Origin of the sequence: Micromonospora sp. NPDC049102 (assembly GCF_043197485.1) — a bacterium.
In the GTDB taxonomy this organism is placed as follows: domain Bacteria; phylum Actinomycetota; class Actinomycetes; order Mycobacteriales; family Micromonosporaceae; genus Micromonospora.
Genome location: NZ_JBICTE010000001.1, coordinates 494,265 through 508,515, shown reverse-complemented (window position 1 = coordinate 508,515; position 14,251 = coordinate 494,265). Strand labels below are relative to the sequence as shown.

14 protein-coding genes and 1 pseudogene are annotated in these 14,251 nt (G+C 72.3%); 11 read left to right on the top strand and 4 right to left on the bottom strand.

Features of this window, described 5'->3' with window-relative positions; translation table 11 throughout:
• Window positions 1-25 precede the first annotated feature (25 nt).
• The gene (locus tag ACGFH9_RS02465; RefSeq protein WP_393214076.1) at window positions 26-607 is read left to right on the top strand and encodes an NADH-quinone oxidoreductase subunit B; all 582 of its coding nucleotides are present in this window, start codon (window positions 26-28) and stop codon (window positions 605-607) included.
• Window positions 608-661: 54 nt separating this feature from the next.
• On the opposite strand, the gene ACGFH9_RS02460 is transcribed toward ACGFH9_RS02465, so the two are convergent.
• Complete coding sequence (locus tag ACGFH9_RS02460; protein ID WP_393214073.1) at window positions 662-1,030, bottom strand: hypothetical protein; 369 nt, start codon at window positions 1,028-1,030, stop codon at window positions 662-664.
• 96 nt (window positions 1,031-1,126) lie between these two features.
• On the opposite strand from ACGFH9_RS02460, the gene ACGFH9_RS02455 reads away from it, so the two are divergent.
• Window positions 1,127-2,443 carry a DUF2252 domain-containing protein gene (locus ACGFH9_RS02455; RefSeq protein ID WP_393214070.1) on the top strand — a complete coding sequence of 439 codons (1,317 nt, stop codon included), beginning with the start codon at window positions 1,127-1,129 and terminating at the stop codon, window positions 2,441-2,443.
• Here the strand turns inward: ACGFH9_RS02455 and ACGFH9_RS02450 are convergent, their stop codons facing one another.
• Window positions 2,444-3,490: a glucose 1-dehydrogenase gene (locus ACGFH9_RS02450; protein ID WP_393214067.1), complete on the bottom strand. Its 1,047-nt coding sequence runs from the start codon at window positions 3,488-3,490 to the stop codon at window positions 2,444-2,446.
• A 105-nt stretch (window positions 3,491-3,595) separates the two neighbouring features.
• Here ACGFH9_RS02450 and ACGFH9_RS02445 point away from each other — a divergent pair, with 105 nt between their 5' ends.
• Together ACGFH9_RS02445 and ACGFH9_RS02440 are read left to right on the top strand one after the other, a co-directional pair.
• Window positions 3,596-4,360 carry an NADH-quinone oxidoreductase subunit C gene (locus ACGFH9_RS02445; RefSeq protein WP_355242265.1) on the top strand — a complete coding sequence of 255 codons (765 nt, stop codon included), beginning with the start codon at window positions 3,596-3,598 and terminating at the stop codon, window positions 4,358-4,360.
• The gene (locus ACGFH9_RS02440) at window positions 4,360-5,322 is read left to right on the top strand and encodes an NADH-quinone oxidoreductase subunit H (protein WP_393214063.1); all 963 of its coding nucleotides are present in this window, start codon (window positions 4,360-4,362) and stop codon (window positions 5,320-5,322) included. Before ACGFH9_RS02445 ends, ACGFH9_RS02440 begins: the two co-directional genes overlap by 1 nt.
• Window positions 5,323-5,403: 81 nt before the next feature.
• Here the strand turns inward: ACGFH9_RS02440 and ACGFH9_RS02435 are convergent, their stop codons facing one another.
• A complete protein-coding gene (locus ACGFH9_RS02435; RefSeq protein ID WP_393214060.1) occupies window positions 5,404-6,420 on the bottom strand; it encodes a glutathione S-transferase family protein in 1,017 nt (338 codons plus the stop codon).
• A 133-nt stretch (window positions 6,421-6,553) separates the two neighbouring features.
• On the opposite strand from ACGFH9_RS02435, the gene ACGFH9_RS02430 reads away from it, so the two are divergent.
• On the top strand, window positions 6,554-6,985 hold the full coding sequence (locus tag ACGFH9_RS02430; RefSeq protein ID WP_393214057.1) for an ester cyclase: 432 nt from the start codon (window positions 6,554-6,556) through the stop codon (window positions 6,983-6,985).
• Here ACGFH9_RS02430 and ACGFH9_RS02425 read toward each other — a convergent pair.
• On the bottom strand, window positions 6,966-7,541 hold the full coding sequence (locus ACGFH9_RS02425) for a Uma2 family endonuclease (RefSeq protein WP_393214054.1): 576 nt from the start codon (window positions 7,539-7,541) through the stop codon (window positions 6,966-6,968). The two genes, ACGFH9_RS02430 and ACGFH9_RS02425, sit on opposite strands and share 20 nt — an antisense overlap.
• Window positions 7,542-7,645: 104 nt before the next feature.
• Between ACGFH9_RS02425 and ACGFH9_RS02420 the strand changes: the two are divergent.
• From ACGFH9_RS02420 to ACGFH9_RS02395, 6 genes and pseudogenes are all read left to right on the top strand, one after another.
• Window positions 7,646-8,242 (top strand): annotated as a pseudogene (locus ACGFH9_RS02420) (NuoI/complex I 23 kDa subunit family protein); the annotation flags it as partial.
• 28 nt (window positions 8,243-8,270) lie between these two features.
• On the top strand, window positions 8,271-8,828 hold the full coding sequence (locus ACGFH9_RS02415) for an NADH-quinone oxidoreductase subunit J (protein ID WP_393214051.1): 558 nt from the start codon (window positions 8,271-8,273) through the stop codon (window positions 8,826-8,828).
• Window positions 8,825-9,169, top strand: a complete 345-nt coding sequence (nuoK, locus tag ACGFH9_RS02410; RefSeq protein WP_393214048.1) for an NADH-quinone oxidoreductase subunit NuoK — start codon at window positions 8,825-8,827, stop codon at window positions 9,167-9,169. The genes ACGFH9_RS02415 and nuoK overlap by 4 nt, the downstream gene beginning before the upstream one ends.
• Window positions 9,166-11,088, top strand: coding sequence for an NADH-quinone oxidoreductase subunit L (locus tag ACGFH9_RS02405; RefSeq protein ID WP_393214045.1), 1,923 nt, complete (start codon window positions 9,166-9,168; stop codon window positions 11,086-11,088). The genes nuoK and ACGFH9_RS02405 overlap by 4 nt, the downstream gene beginning before the upstream one ends.
• 55 nt (window positions 11,089-11,143) lie before the next feature.
• Window positions 11,144-12,652 carry a NuoM family protein gene (locus tag ACGFH9_RS02400; protein ID WP_393214042.1) on the top strand — a complete coding sequence of 503 codons (1,509 nt, stop codon included), beginning with the start codon at window positions 11,144-11,146 and terminating at the stop codon, window positions 12,650-12,652.
• Window positions 12,653-12,692: 40 nt separating this feature from the next.
• Complete coding sequence (locus tag ACGFH9_RS02395; protein ID WP_393214039.1) at window positions 12,693-14,192, top strand: NADH-quinone oxidoreductase subunit N; 1,500 nt, start codon at window positions 12,693-12,695, stop codon at window positions 14,190-14,192.
• Window positions 14,193-14,251: the final 59 nt, after the last annotated feature.

Below are 14,251 nucleotides of genomic sequence, written 5' to 3'. Positions count from 1 at the left end.
TGTGGGGTGAGGAGAGGGGACGTCCGTGCAGCTACCGGCAGTGCTCGGTGAGCCGATCCGCTTCGTGCTGAACTGGGGGCGCCGCTACTCGCTCTGGGTGTTCAACTTCGGCCTGGCCTGCTGCGCGATCGAGTTCATCGCCACCAGCATGGGCCGGCACGACTTCATCCGGCTCGGCGTGATCCCGTTCGCCCACGGCCCCCGACAGGCCGACCTCATGGTGGTCTCCGGCACGGTGACCGACAAGATGGCCCCGGCCATCAAGCGGCTCTACGACCAGATGCCCGAGCCGAAGTACGTCATCTCGTTCGGCGCGTGTTCCAACTGCGGTGGCCCCTACTGGGACTCGTACTCGGTGACCAAGGGTGTCGACCAGCTCATCCCGGTCGACGTCTACGTGCCCGGCTGTCCGCCCCGCCCGGAGGCGCTGCTGCACGGCATCCTGCGCCTACAGGAGAAGATCGCGGCCGAGCAGTCCGGGATCGGCGGTGTGCCGCAGCGGGACCTGCTGGCCGCGCCGCTGGATGCCGCGCCCATCGAGGCCGCCGCCCCGCGCTCGGTCGACTCGCTCACCGCCCCACCGGTACGCCCGCCCGCCGCCACCTGACGGCGGCCGGGCCGCCGCCCGGACGAGTCCGAAGCGGCGGCCGGGAGCAACCGGTCAGCCGTTGGTGTCGACAGCCAGCGTGGTCCGCACGACGTTGTCGCTAGGGTCGATGTCGGGAGTCTCCGGGTACCAGCTGGTCGTCAACTCGATGTCGACCAGCTTGGTGGCGTCGGCCGGATCTGTCGGCGGGCTGATGACCACTGCGAAGCTGTACTCCTCGCCCGGCATCAACCGGAGCTCAGGCAGCGGCACCAGGGCGCCATCGCTACCCACCGGGCCGCTGCCCGGGTCGGTGTGCCAGAACACCGAGCCGGCCGGCAGGGAGTTGGCCTGCACCCAGAAGCTGTTGTGCGGCGCGTCGCCGCCGTAGCGGATCGTCACCGGTACCCGGAGGTTGCCGTCACCTCCGGGGAACTCGGTCACCGGGCCGTTCAGCCTGACGCCGTGACCCAGGCAGCATGATCGGTGGATGGCCGGTTCGCCACCCCGTTGTGGACCCACCGCACTAGCCTGCGCATCATGAGCAACTCCGTGGATCAGCGGTCCGCCCACATCATCGACGTGCTCAGCGCGGAGTTCGGCGCGTCGATGGCGGTCGACCCGGCGGCCTTCCGCCGCAAGTTCCGCAAGATGGCCGCGTCGCCGTTCGCCTTCTACCGGGGCAGCGCCGCGCTGTTCTACGCCGACCAGCGGGGTGACTTCGCCGACGACCGCTTCCTCGACGAGCGGACCGGCCGGGTGTGGATCCACGGTGACCTGCACGCCGAGAACTTCGGCACGTACATGAACGCCTCCGGGCAACTGGTGTTCAACGTGAACGACTTCGACGAGGCGTACGTCGGGCCGTTCACCTGGGATCTGCGGCGGTTCGTGGCCAGCGTGGCGCTGCTCGGCTACAGCAAGGCCCTCTCCGACACGGTGATCGGCGAGCTGGTCACCGGCTTCGCCCGCGCCTACCTGACCGAGCTGCGGGCGATCGCCGCCGGCGGGGACGACGCCATCGGGTCGATCACCCTGGACAACGCCGACGGGGTGCTGCGTCGGGTACTCCAGCAGGCCCGCCTCAACACGCGGGTCGACCTGCTCGCCGCGCAGACCACCGTCGACAACTACGAGCGGCGGTTCTCCGTCACCGACGGCGTCTTCGAGGTCGACGCCGCGACCCGGGACAAGGTGCTCGCCGCCTTCGAGGAGTACCTGGGCACCCTGCCCGCCGCCACGGCCCGGCTGCGGCCGGGAGCTGCCCGGATCAAGGACGTGGTGCTGCGTAAGGGGGTGGGCATCGGCTCGGCTGGGCTGCCGTCGTACAACCTGCTGCTGGAGGGGCACACCCAGGCGTTGGAGAACGACGTCGTGATCTACATGAAGCAGGCGCAGGTGCCGGCGGTGGCCCGCTACAGCACCGACGAGTCGGTGGCCGGCTACTTCCGGCACCAGGGCCACCGGACCGCCGAGTCGCAGCGGGCGTTGCAGGCGCACGCCGATCCGTGGCTGGGCTTCACCGAGCTGGACGGGGCGGGCCAACTGGTCGCCGAGGTCTCCCCGTACGCCGCCGACCTGGACTGGTCCGACGTCAACGAGCCGGACGAGCTGACCGGGGTGCTGGCCGATCTGGGCCGGGCGGTGGCCCGGATGCACTCGGTCGCCGACGACGAGTCCAGCCACGACCTCGTGGACTACTCCACCGAGGAGGCGATCGTCGCGGCCGTGGACGCCGACGAGCCGGGGTTCGTCACCCACCTGGTGGACTTCGCGCACGTGTACGGGGTGCGCGCCCGGCAGGATCACCAGCTCTTCGTGGACCTGTTCCGCAACGGCCGGCTGCCGGGGATCTAGCTAGGAGGCGAACTCCAGCACCACCTTGATGTCGTCCGGCCCGGCCGTGTACGCGTCGGCGTACCTGTTCACCGGCACGCGCCGGGTGATCAGGGAGGAGAGCCAGACCTGGTCGGCGCGGGAGAGTGCCTGGGCCGCCGTGTCCCAGTGCCGGCGGTTGGCGTTCACCGAGCCGAACACCACGTTGTTCTCCAGCACCAGCGCACGGTTCAGGGCCCCCGCGTCGAAGTCGATGCTCCGACCGCCGCTGGACACCCCGGCGAGGCAGACGATCCCGTTCGGCGCCGCCTTGCACATGACGTCGAGGACGACGCTGGGCGCGCCGGTGCACTCGATCACCACGTCCGGTTCGAAGGGCAGGTCGTTGACCGGAACCGCGTGGTATGTCGCGCCCAACCCGGCGACCAGCTCCGGCTTCGGCCCGTCGGTGGCCCGGTCCAGCACGTGGACGGTGAGCCCGCGCTGGCTGCCGAGCAGCGCGGCCAGCAGCCCGATCGGCCCGGCCCCGGTCACCAGGACGGTCTGCGGCTGCCACTCGGCGCGGTGCCCGATCCGTTCGATGTGGTCCCACGCCTTGGCCACCACACTCGTCGGTTCCAGGAGCACGCCGACCTGGGCCAGCACCGGGTCGAGCCGGATCGCGAACTCAGGCTCGATCCGCCAGCGGTCCCGGGCGAAGCCGGGGAGCGCCTTGATGCCGTGCTCGGTGTACTGCCCGTTGCGGCACATGTCCCACTCGCCGACGGCGCAGTTGGGGCAGGGCACCGGGTCGGGATGCCGGACGATACCGGCCACCAGGTCGCCGGCCTGCAGCGTGCCGGTCGGATCCTCCAGCACCCGGCCCAACGACTCGTGCCCGATCACCAGGCGGTCCGCGCCCGGCGGCGCCTCGCCGTAGTCGCCGGAGATGATCTCTTGATCGGTGCCGCAGATGCCCACGGCCAGTGCCTGGACCAGGACCGCGCCCTCGTCGGGCGCCGGCTCGGGCTGGTCCTCGGCGAGGCTCAGCGAGTTGGCGACCCCAGGTTTCACCGTCACAGCGCGCACGCCCTCATCTTTCCCCGTCGACGGGACCACCGCTGGTGAAGCGGGCAGATCACCGGGGCTCGGTCGAGGACCGCGGGCCGGGTCGGTGACCCTAGGATCAGCGGCATGACGTCAGAAGAGGTCGGCGCTCGGCTGGTCGCGTTGCTCGCGCCGGTCGAGGCGACCGCGTCGGTCTCCGGCGGGCAGCGGTTCGCCCGGGCCACCGTCGACGTACCCCCGGCGAGTTGGTCGGCCGCCGTCCGCGTCGCCCGCGACGACACCGAGCTGGCCTGCGACTTCTTCGACTGGCTCTCGGCCGTCGACGAGTTGACCGAGGGCTTCGACGTGGTCGCGCACCTCTGGTCGACCCGGCTGCGGCACGGCGTGCTGCTGCGCACCCGGGTACCGCGCGACGCGCCCTCGGTCGCCTCGGTGGTGGACATCTACCCGGGTGCCGCCTGGCACGAGCGGGAGACCCACGAGATGTTCGGCATCGGCTTCGACGGGCACGGGGAGCTGCGGCCGTTGCTGTTGCCGCCGGAGTTCGAGGGCAATCCGCTGCGCAAGGAGTTCGTGCTGGCCTCCCGGGTGGCGAAGCCCTGGCCGGGCGCGAAGGAACCGGGCGAGTCGGAGGCCGGCGGTGGCCGTCGACCGATCCGCCCGCCGGGCGTGCCCGCTCCGGGTGAGTGGGGAACGACGCCGACCCCGGCCGGCGCGGGTGGTGTGGGAGAGGGGCCGCGTGGCGGTACCCCGGCCCGACCGGCCGGCGAGCGACCCGCGCGGCCTGCGCCGGGGGCCCGTCCGGCGCGTACTCCCCGGGTTGCCGGCGGCGAGCCGGTCGCGGACCCGGCGGCGCGCGACGACAGCGACGACGACGGGGGTACGCGCTGATGCCGCTCTGGGTGGAGCTGGTGGTCCGGATCGGCGGCGTGGTGGTCGCGTTCCTCACCCTGCCGCTGCTGGTCGGCCAGGCCGAGCACAAGGTGATGGCGCACATGCAGGGCCGGCTCGGCCCGATGTACGCGGGCGGTTTCCACGGCTGGGCGCAGCTCGTGGCGGACGGCGTGAAGTTCGTGCAGAAGGAGGACATCACCCCGCGTGAGGCGGACCGGGCGGTGTTCCGACTGGCCCCCGCGGTGGCGTTGCTGCCCTACCTGCTGGTGCTGCTGGTGATCCCGCTCGGCCCGAACGACCTGGTCGGGCAACCGTTGGACATCGGCCTGTTCTTCGTGCTGGCCGTCGTCGGCATCGGCGTGGTGGCGGTGCTGATGTCGGCGTGGGCGTCGGCCAACAAGTACAGCCTGCTCGGCGGGCTGCGCGGGGCCGCCCAACTACTCGGCTACGAGCTGCCACTGGTGCTGGCCGCCGCGTCGGTGGCGATGGCGGCCGGCACACTGAGCCTGTCCGGCATCGTCGCCGCGTGGCAGCCCTGGTGGCTGCTCTGGCAGGCACCCGCGATGATCATCTTCTTCGTCGCGGGGCTGGCCGAGATCCGCCGGCCGCCGTTCGACATGCCGGTGGCCGACTCGGAGCTGGTGTTCGGTTACATGACCGAGTACACGGGCCTGCGGTTCGCGTTCTTCCTGCTCGCCGAGTACGTCGGCATCGTGGTGATCGCCGCGCTGACCACGGTGCTGTTCCTCGGCGGCTGGCAGGGCCCGTTCGCCGACGACCAGCTCGGTTGGCTCTGGACACTGCTCAAGATCTTCGCGGTGGCATTCGTGATCATCTGGCTCCGGGTGTCCTACCCCCGCCTGCGCGAGGATCAGCTCCAACGCCTCTGCTGGCTGGTCCTGGTCCCCGCCTCCCTGGCCCAACTGGTCCTGACCGCAGCCGTCCGCGTAGCCCTCTAACAGCCCCAAGCGCAACCCCCGCCCCCAGCCCCCGCCCCCAGCCCTGACCCCCGCCCAGCCTTGCCCACCGATCATGAAGTTTCAGCGGAGCGGGGTGTGTTGGGGGTCTACCGGCTCGGCGGGGGGTGGGGGTGGGGTGCCGTTGCCGAAGGGGCGGCCGCCCAGGGCCTCCCGGTCGTGTGGCGTGAGCCAGTTGGACAGGTCGGGGCCGAGCGGCACGATGCCCGTCGGGTTGATGTCGCGGTGCACCTCGTAGTAGTGCCGCTTGATGTGGTCGAAGTCGACGGTGTCGCCGAAACCGGGGGTCTGGAACAGGTCCCGGGCGTACGCCCACAGCACCGGCATCTCGCTCAGCTTCTGCCGGTTGCACTTGAAGTGCCCGTGGTAGACGGGATCGAAGCGGACCAACGTCGTGAACAGCCGCACGTCGGCCTCGGTGATGGTGTCGCCGACCAGGTACCGCTGGTCGGTCAGCCGCTCGGTCAACCAGTCCAGCCGGTCGAACAGCCGGTGGTACGCCTTGTCGTACGACTCCTGGTTGCCCGCGAACCCGCACCGGTACACGCCGTTGTTGACGTCCCGGAACACCACCGCGTTGACCTCGTCGATCTGCTCGCGCAGGTGCTCGGGGTAGAGCTGCGGTGCGCCCTCGCGGTGGTACGGGGTCCACTCGGTGGACAGGTCCAGGCTCATCTGCGCGTAGTCGTTGGTCACCACCTGCCCGGTCGGCACGTCCACGAGCGCCGGGACCGTGATGCCGCGCTCGTAACCGGGGAAGCGCTTGAAGTAGGCCTCCTGGATGCGCTCGATGCCGAGCACCGGGTCGTGCCCGTCCGGGTCGAGGTCGAAGGTCCAGCTCCGGGCGTCGTGGGTCGGGCCGGCCACCGCCATCGAGATGGCGTCCTCCAGGCCGAGCAGCCGCCGGACGATGATCAGGCGGTTGGCCCACGGGCAGGCCCGGCTGACCGCCAGTCGGTACCGGCCGGGCTCCACCGGGTACCCGTCCCGCCCGTCCGCGGTGATCCGTGTGGCGATGTACCGCTGATCCCGGGTGAACTCGCCGCCCGGCTCGACGTACTTCCCGCCTGTCTCCGCCACGTCGTTCGCCCTCCGCTCCGGTTGCCCTCACCGCCATCCTTGCCGAAATCCGGAACTCCGGCTCGGTGCGGGCCAACCTCGGCCGCTCCCGGTGCTGGTCCGGAGGCGGGTCCTTCTTGGCTACCCTGCCGTCATGACGGATGTGGAGACGGCGGCCCGGCGTTTCATCGCCGACGTGTGGAACGCCCGCCGGGAGGAGTCGGCGTACGAGTTGATCGCCGGTGAGTGCCCCGGGCTGGGCGGGACGGGGCCGGATGCGATGCTGGCCTGGCACCGCGAGCGTCGGGCGGCCTTCCCGGACCTCCGCTACAAGATCGTCGACGTGGTCGCCGCGGCTGAGCGGGTGGCAGTGCACTGGCGGGCGGCCGGCACCCACGCCGGGCAGTTCGGGCCGGTGCCGCCGACCGGTCAGGTGGTCAGCTACTCCGGGGCGACGTTCCTGCGCTTCGACACCGACGGTCGGATCGTCGAGGTGTGGAGCTGCAACGAGCTGCTCCAGCTCCTTCAGCAGCTCGGCGTCGAGATGGTGCCGCCCGCAGGCGGTCTCACCGGGTCCGCGGCGTGATCCGGCTGATCGGCAGGTTGATCGGGAACGGCTCGCCGGTGTCGACGAACTTGGTCCACCGCCCGGTCTCGGTGTAGACCTCGTTCACCGCGTCGATCCGGTAGGTCACGACCTCCAGGTCGCCGTCCAGGGTCTCGATCCGCCAGTAGTAGGGGATGCCGGCTTGGGCGTACAGCGCCGGCTTGAGTACCCGGTCGATCGAACGGGTACTCGGCGAGACGATCTCGATGGCGACGACGACCTCGTGCGGCTGGTACCTCGACGGCTCGCGAGCTGCCGCAGCGGCCGTGGTGATCAGCACGTCGGGGATGAAGGAGCGGGTGCGGTTGATCCGTACCTCGACCGCCTGGGTCACGTCGTAGCCGTCGGGGCAGCCCTCGTCGAGCGCGGCCATCAGCCGGCCGGCGATGCTCTGGTGGGTACGGGTGGGGGAGGGGGACATCAGCAGCACTCCATCGAGCAGTTCCCGGCGACGGCCATCCTCGGGCTGCGCGTCCAGATCGTCAGTCGTCCACTCGCTCTCGGGCGGGTGGTCGTTCTGCAGCGCGGCGGTCATGGCGGGTCCTTCCGGGTGCGGTCGTTCTCCCCGCGACCACGGTACCGCCTCGGACCTGTGGGTGGTGGTCGCGCGCGCCGGGGCCACAGGGCAGGATGGTCCACATGACCGATTCCAGCGAGCGCGGCGATCCGGCCGCCGGCGCCAGCGAGCGCGGCCTGCCCGGCGCCGGTCTGGTGAAGGGGCTGGCGGTCACCCTCAAGACGATGACCAGCCGCTCGACCACGCAGCAGTACCCGGACGTCGCCCCCGAGCTGCCGCCGCGCTCGCGCGGAGTGATCGCGCTGTCCGAGGAGAACTGCACGGTCTGCATGCTCTGCGCCCGCGAGTGCCCGGACTGGTGCATCTACATCGACTCGCACAAGGAGGAGGTGGCGGTTCCGGGCGCCGCCCGTCCCCGCCAGCGCAACGTGCTCGACCGGTTCGACATCGACTTCTCGCTCTGCATGTACTGCGGCATCTGCATCGAGGTCTGCCCCTTCGACGCGCTCTACTGGTCGCCGGAGTTCGAGTACGCCGAGTACGACATCAAGGACCTGCTGCACGACAAGGACCACCTCGGCCAGTGGATGGCGACGGTTCCGCCGCCGCCCGCGCACGATCCCAACGGTGAGCCGGCCAAGGAGGAGACCGCCGCCGCGCGCAAGGCCGCGCGGTCGGTTCCACCGGCGGTACGCCCCGCCGACGAGGGCCCGGCGTCGTGACCGTCCGAGCCGCGGGGGCGGCCCGGTGACCGGCGCGGATCTGCTGCTGCTCGCGCTGGGCGCGGTGGCGGTCGGCGCCGGTGTGCTGGTGGTGACCACGAAGCACCTGGTCCGGGCCGGGCTCTACCTGGTGGTCTGCCTGGGCGCGCTGGCCGGCGACTACCTGGTGCTCGGCGCCGAGCTGGTCGCCTGGGTGCAGGTGCTGATCTACGTGGGCGCGGTGGTGGTGCTGCTGCTGTTCGCGGTGATGCTGACGCGGGCTCCGATCGGGGCGTCCGACGACCTGGACCGGCCCGGCTGGCCCGCCGCACTGATCGGCGGCGGTGCCGGGCTGGGGCTGAGCGTGCTGCTGGTCGACGCGTACCGGTGGAGCACCGTCGTGCTGCCCGACGCGGGTACGGCGGAGCGGCTGGGGGAGCAGATCTTCACCTCCTGGGTGCTGCCGTTCGAGGTGCTCTCCGTCCTGTTGCTGTCCGCTCTGGTCGGCGCGGTGGTGCTGTCCCGACCGGACATCGGTCGGCGCGCCGACGACGTGCACGTGCAGACGCCGGCGGAGAACGTGGCTCCCGGGGGGCGTCGGTGAGGCCGGTCATCCCGTACGTCACCGCCGCGCTGCTGTTCGGTCTCGGCGTGTACGGCGTGCTGCGGCGACGTAACGCCGTGCTGGTGCTGATGTCGGTCGAGCTGATGCTCAACGCGGTGAACCTCGTCCTGGTCACCGCGGACACCACGGCCCGCGCGGTGCTGCCGCACTCCGGGCAGGTGTTCGCGCTGTTCGTCATCGTGCTGGCCGCTGCGGAGATCGGGGTGGGGTTGGCGATCGTCCTCCAGCTCTACCGCCTGCGGTCGACCGTGGCGGTGGACGACGTGCCGTTGACCGAGCCGGCCGGGGCCGTCAAGCAGGACGCGGAGGCGAGCCGGTGACCGGGCTGCTCGGGGCGGCGCTGCCGGCCGTACCGCTGCTCGCCGGTCTGCTCGGTCTGCTGCTGCCGCCGGCCCCACGCCATGCCGGCGGTTATCGGGCCCGCGCGACCGCCGTGGCGATCGGCGTGTCCGGTGCGGCCGGGGCGCTGGCGCTGGCCGTGGCCCTGCTGTTGACTGTCGACGGTCCGACCGAGACGTCGACGACCTGGGTGGACATCGGCGGGTTGGCGGTGACCCTCGGCGTACGACTGGACGGCGCAGCCGCGCTGGTCGCCGTCGCGGTCACCGCGGTGGCCCTGGCCGTGCAGGTCTACTCGATCGGCTACCTGCGGCGTGGCCCGCACGACGATGTCGACGTCGACCACCGCTATCCGCCGTACGCCGCCCAGATCAGTCTCTTCACCGGCGCGATGCTGCTGGTGGTGGTCGCCGGTGACCTGATCATGCTGCTGGTCGGGTGGGAGGTGATGGGCCTCTGTTCGTACCTGCTCATCGCCCACGACCGCCGGCTCGCGGGCGCGCCGGCCGCCGCCATGAAGGCGTTCCTGGTGACGCGGGTCGGTGACGTCGGCTTCCTGCTCGGCATCGCGCTGCTCGGCGTGTCGACGGGCAGCTTCCGCATCGCCGACGTGCTCGCACACGACCACTCCGGCGCGACGCTGACCGCCGCCGGCCTGCTGCTGCTCGCCGGGGTGGCCGGCAAGAGCGCCCAGTTCCCGTTGCACACGTGGCTGCCGGACGCCATGGCCGGCCCGACGCCGATCTCCGCGCTGATCCACGCCGCGACGATGGTCGCCGCCGGCGTGTACGCGGTGACCCGGCTGTACCCGCTGTTCACCGCCGCGCCGGTGACGTTGACGGTGCTCGGCGTCCTCGCCGCGATCACGCTGCTGCTCGGGGCGCTCGCCGCCACCGCCCAGGACGACATCAAGCGGGTGCTGGCCTGGTCGACCGTCTCCCAACTGGGCTACATGACCGGCGCGCTGGCCGTCGGCTCGCCGTCGGCGGCGCTGTTCCACCTGCTCACCCACGCCGCGTTCAAGGCGCTGCTGTTCCTCGCCGCCGGTGCGGTGATCCACTCGGTGGGGACCACGCTGATGTCGGAGATGGGTGGTCTGCGCCGGAGCATGCCTGTGACGTTCTGGTGCACGATGATCGGCCTCGGCGCTCTGGCCGGGGTGCCGCCGCTGGCCGGCTTCTGGAGCAAGGACGGCGTGCTGACGGTCGCCGAGTCGGCCGCGATGGAGGGCACCGGCCCCGCGCCGTCGTGGGTGGGCTGGCTGGTGTGGCTGGCCGGGCTGCTCGGTGTGGCGATAACCGCCTGGTACGCGGGTCGACTGCTGCTGCGGGCCTTCTTCGGCGAGCCCCGACTGCCGCTGGTGCACCCGCACGACCCACCGGCGGTACTGCGCTGGCCCGTGTTGCTGCTCGCCGTGCCGGCCGCGCTGCTGGGCCTGGCCGGGTTCGTCGGAGCGTTCGCCGATCGGCTGCGGTTCGCCACCGTGCCCGTCGCGGGCGCGGAGGACGGCCTGGTCCACGTCGGGCCGGGGCTGCTGCTGCCGCTGGCGCTGCTGGTGGTCGGCGCGGGGCTGGTGTGGGCGCGCTGGCGTCGGGACACGGCCGCCGATCCGGCGGCCACGCTGGGCCCGCTGCGGCCGGTCTTCGCCCGCGCGTTCCGGCTCGACGACGTCCAGCACACCCTTGTCGTACGCCCCGTCCGTGCGCTGGCTCGCCTGGCGCGCACCGGTGACGAGGTGGTGGTGGACGGGGCCGTCGAGGGCAGCGGCCGGGTCGCCACGGGCCTGGGCGCCGGACTGGCCGCGCTGCACCGGGCGGCGCTGCCCCGGGCCGCCGCCGGTGTGCTGGCCGGCGCGTTGCTGATCGGCCTGGCCGCCGCCGTGCTGGGGGTGGTCCAGTGAGTGCGAGGAGTGAGCCGGGTTTGCGAGCCCCGCAGTCGCGAACAGAGGCGGTCCGATGACGTTGGGGCAGGTTCTGCTCGTCGCCGTGCTGGTGGTGCCGGCGCTCGGCGCGGTCGCGGTGGCGGCGACACCCCGGGACCGGGCGGCGCGGGTCGTCGGCACGGTCGCGGCGGCGCTGACCCTGCTGGCGGCCGTGGCACTGGTGTCCGGTGGGCGGGGGTGGTTCGCCTGGTCGGCCGGTACGCCTGCGGTGCGCCCCTGGCACCAGGTGGACCTGCCCTGGGTGCCCGGTCTGGATCTGCGGTTCCACCTCGGCGTCGACGGCATCTCCTGGCCGCTGGTGGTGCTGACCGCGCTGCTCACGCTGCTCTGCTGCGCGTACTCGCTGTGGCGGGTGCCCGACGGCGGCAGCGGCCGGGCGCTGGTGGCGCTGCTGCTGCTCGTCGAGGTGGGCATCCTCGGCACGTTCCTCGCCCTGGACCTGGTGCTGTTCTTCCTCTTCTTCGAGGTCGTCCTGCTGCCGATGTACACGATCATCGCCGGCTGGGGCGGTGCCGACCGGCGTCGGGCCGGCCGCAAGTTCGTGCTCTACACGCTCGTCGGTTCGGTGCTGCTGCTGGTCGGCGTGTACGTCGTGGTCGCCGCCGCGGGCACCGCCGACGTGGTGGCGCTGACCGGTGGGGCAGGGCTGTCCCGGGGCACCCAGTTGGCCGCGTTCACGCTGTTCGCGCTCGCGTTCGCGGTGAAGAGTCCACTCTGGCCGTTGCACTCGTGGCTGCCCGACGCGCACACGCAGGCCCCGACGGTGGGCAGCGTGGTGCTGGCGGGTGTGCTGCTCAAGATGGGCACGTACGGGCTGATCCGGGTGGCGGTGGGGGTGGCGCCGGAGGGTGCCCGCTGGGCCGCGCCGGTGCTCGGTGTGCTGGCGGTCGCGGCGATCCTGGTCGGCTCGCTGGTCTGCCTGGCCCAGACCGAGGTGAAACGGCTGATCGCGTACTCCAGCGTGGGGCACATGGGCTTCGTCCTGCTGGGCGTCGCCACGTTGACCGCCACCGGCATTCAGGCTGCCCTGATCGGCAACGTCGCGCACGGTGTGATCACCGGCCTGCTGTTCTTCCTGGCCGGTGCGGTGAAGGACCGCACCGGTACGGGTGCTCTCGCCGATCTGTCCGGCCTGCGGGAGACCGCGCCCCGGCTGGCCGGCCTGCTGGCGTTCGCGGCCATCGCGTCGTTGGGCCTGCCCGGGCTGGCCGGCTTCTGGGGGGAGGCGTTCGCGGTGGTCGCGGCGATCCAGGTGGGCGGCCCGCTGTGGCTGACCCTCGGGGTGCTGGCGGCGATCGGCGGCGCGCTCACGGCCGCGTACTTCCTGCGGTTGCTGCGTCAGGTCACCCACGGCCGGCCGAGCCCTCCGGTGAGCGGCGTCGGCGCGGGACTGGCCGGCGCGGAGTTGACCGCGTGGTCGCCGCTGGTGCTGCTCGCGCTGGCCATCGGCCTGGTTCCGGCGCTGGTCCTGGGCGTTGCCGAGGCACCCGTCGACGCCCTCATCGAGGTGATCCACAGGTGAGCACGAGGAAAGCGCCGCGTCCGGGACCGAGGGTGGTCCGATGAGCGTCGTGCAGAGCGTGGACAGCGTGGCGTTGCTGCCGGCGTACCTGGCCGCCGGCACCGCCGTACTCGTGCTGGTCGTCGACCTCGTGCTGGCGCGGCCCCGCGCCACTGTCGCGGTGGCCGCGCTCGGGGCGCTCGGTACCGCCGTCTGCTCGGCGCTGGTCGGTGCGGGCGGGGAGCGGCGGACGTTCTGCGTCGCCGGCGACTGCTCGTGGGTCTTCGGCGGCCGGGCGGCCCTGGTCGGCACGGTGGTGGCGCTGCTCACCCTGGGCGTGCTCGGGTTGTCGGTGCCGGCGCTGCGGGCCGGCCGGTCACCGGTGGGGGAGTACGCCTTCCTGCTCGCCTGTTCGATGACCGGCGGCGTGGTGCTCGGCGCGGCCGGCGACCTGATCACCCTGATCGTGGCGTTGGAGACGCTGACCCTCCCGCTGTACGTGCTGGTGGGCCTGCGCCGGGGCAGCCTGGCCAGCGCCGAGGCGGCGGTGACGTTCTTCGTGGTCAGCGTGGTGGCCACCACGCTGACGCTGCTCGGCGCGGCGCTGCTGTACGCGGTGACCGGCGGCCTGCACCTCGACCGGGTCGGCGCGCTGCTGGCCGAGCGCCCGGAGCTGCGCGACCTGCCACTGACCACCGCCGCCGTGGCGCTGCTGCTGCTCGGACTGGCCTTCAAGGTGGCGGCGGTGCCGTTCCACGCCTGGGCGCCGGCCACCTACGACGGCGCTCCGCTGCCGGTCGCCGCGTACCTGTCGACGGCGTCCAAGCTGGGCGGCCTGGTGGCGTTGCTGGCCGTGGTGCAGCGGGCGTTGCCGGCGGACCAGACCGGGCCGGTGCTCGCCCTACTGGCGGTGCTCACGATGACCGTCGGCAACCTGGTGGCACTGCGTCAGCGGCGTACCGTCCGGCTGCTCGCCTGGTCCTCGGTCGCGCAGGCCGGTTACATCCTCGCCCCGCTGGGTGCGCTGGCGCTGGCCGCCGGCCGTACGGGCGAGGCGCGGTCGGCCGCGTACGCCGCAGCGGTGGCGTACGCCGTGTTCTTCGTGGTGCTGGAGTTGGCGGCGTTCGCCGGGGTGACCGCGCTGCGCCCGGTGGGGGCGGACGGCGGGACGCTTGACGACCTGCGCGGCGCGGCCCGCCGACACCCGTGGCGGGGTGCCGCCCTCGGCCTCGCGCTGGTGGGCCTGGCGGGTCTGCCGCCGGGCCTGGCCGGGTTGTTCGCGAAGGTGACGGTGGTCCGGTCGCTGCTGGACGGCGGCGCGGCCTGGTTGGCGCTGGTGGTGGCGCTGAACGCGGTGATCGGGCTCGCCTACTACCTGCGGGTGACCGCCGGCCTCTGGGCGGCGACGCCCACGCCGACGTCGACGCCCTCGGCGGGCGCGGACGGTGTGGTGGCCGTACCCCTGGTGGGTGTGGTGGCGGTGGTGCTGGCGGTGGCCACCGTGGCCGCCGTGGTGCTCGGGGTCGCCCCGCAGCTCGTGCTGGATCTCGCCGCCCGCTGACGCGGGTCTCAGTCAACTCTCAGCGTTCCGACGGATGGTTGACGGGTATCGGGTTGTTG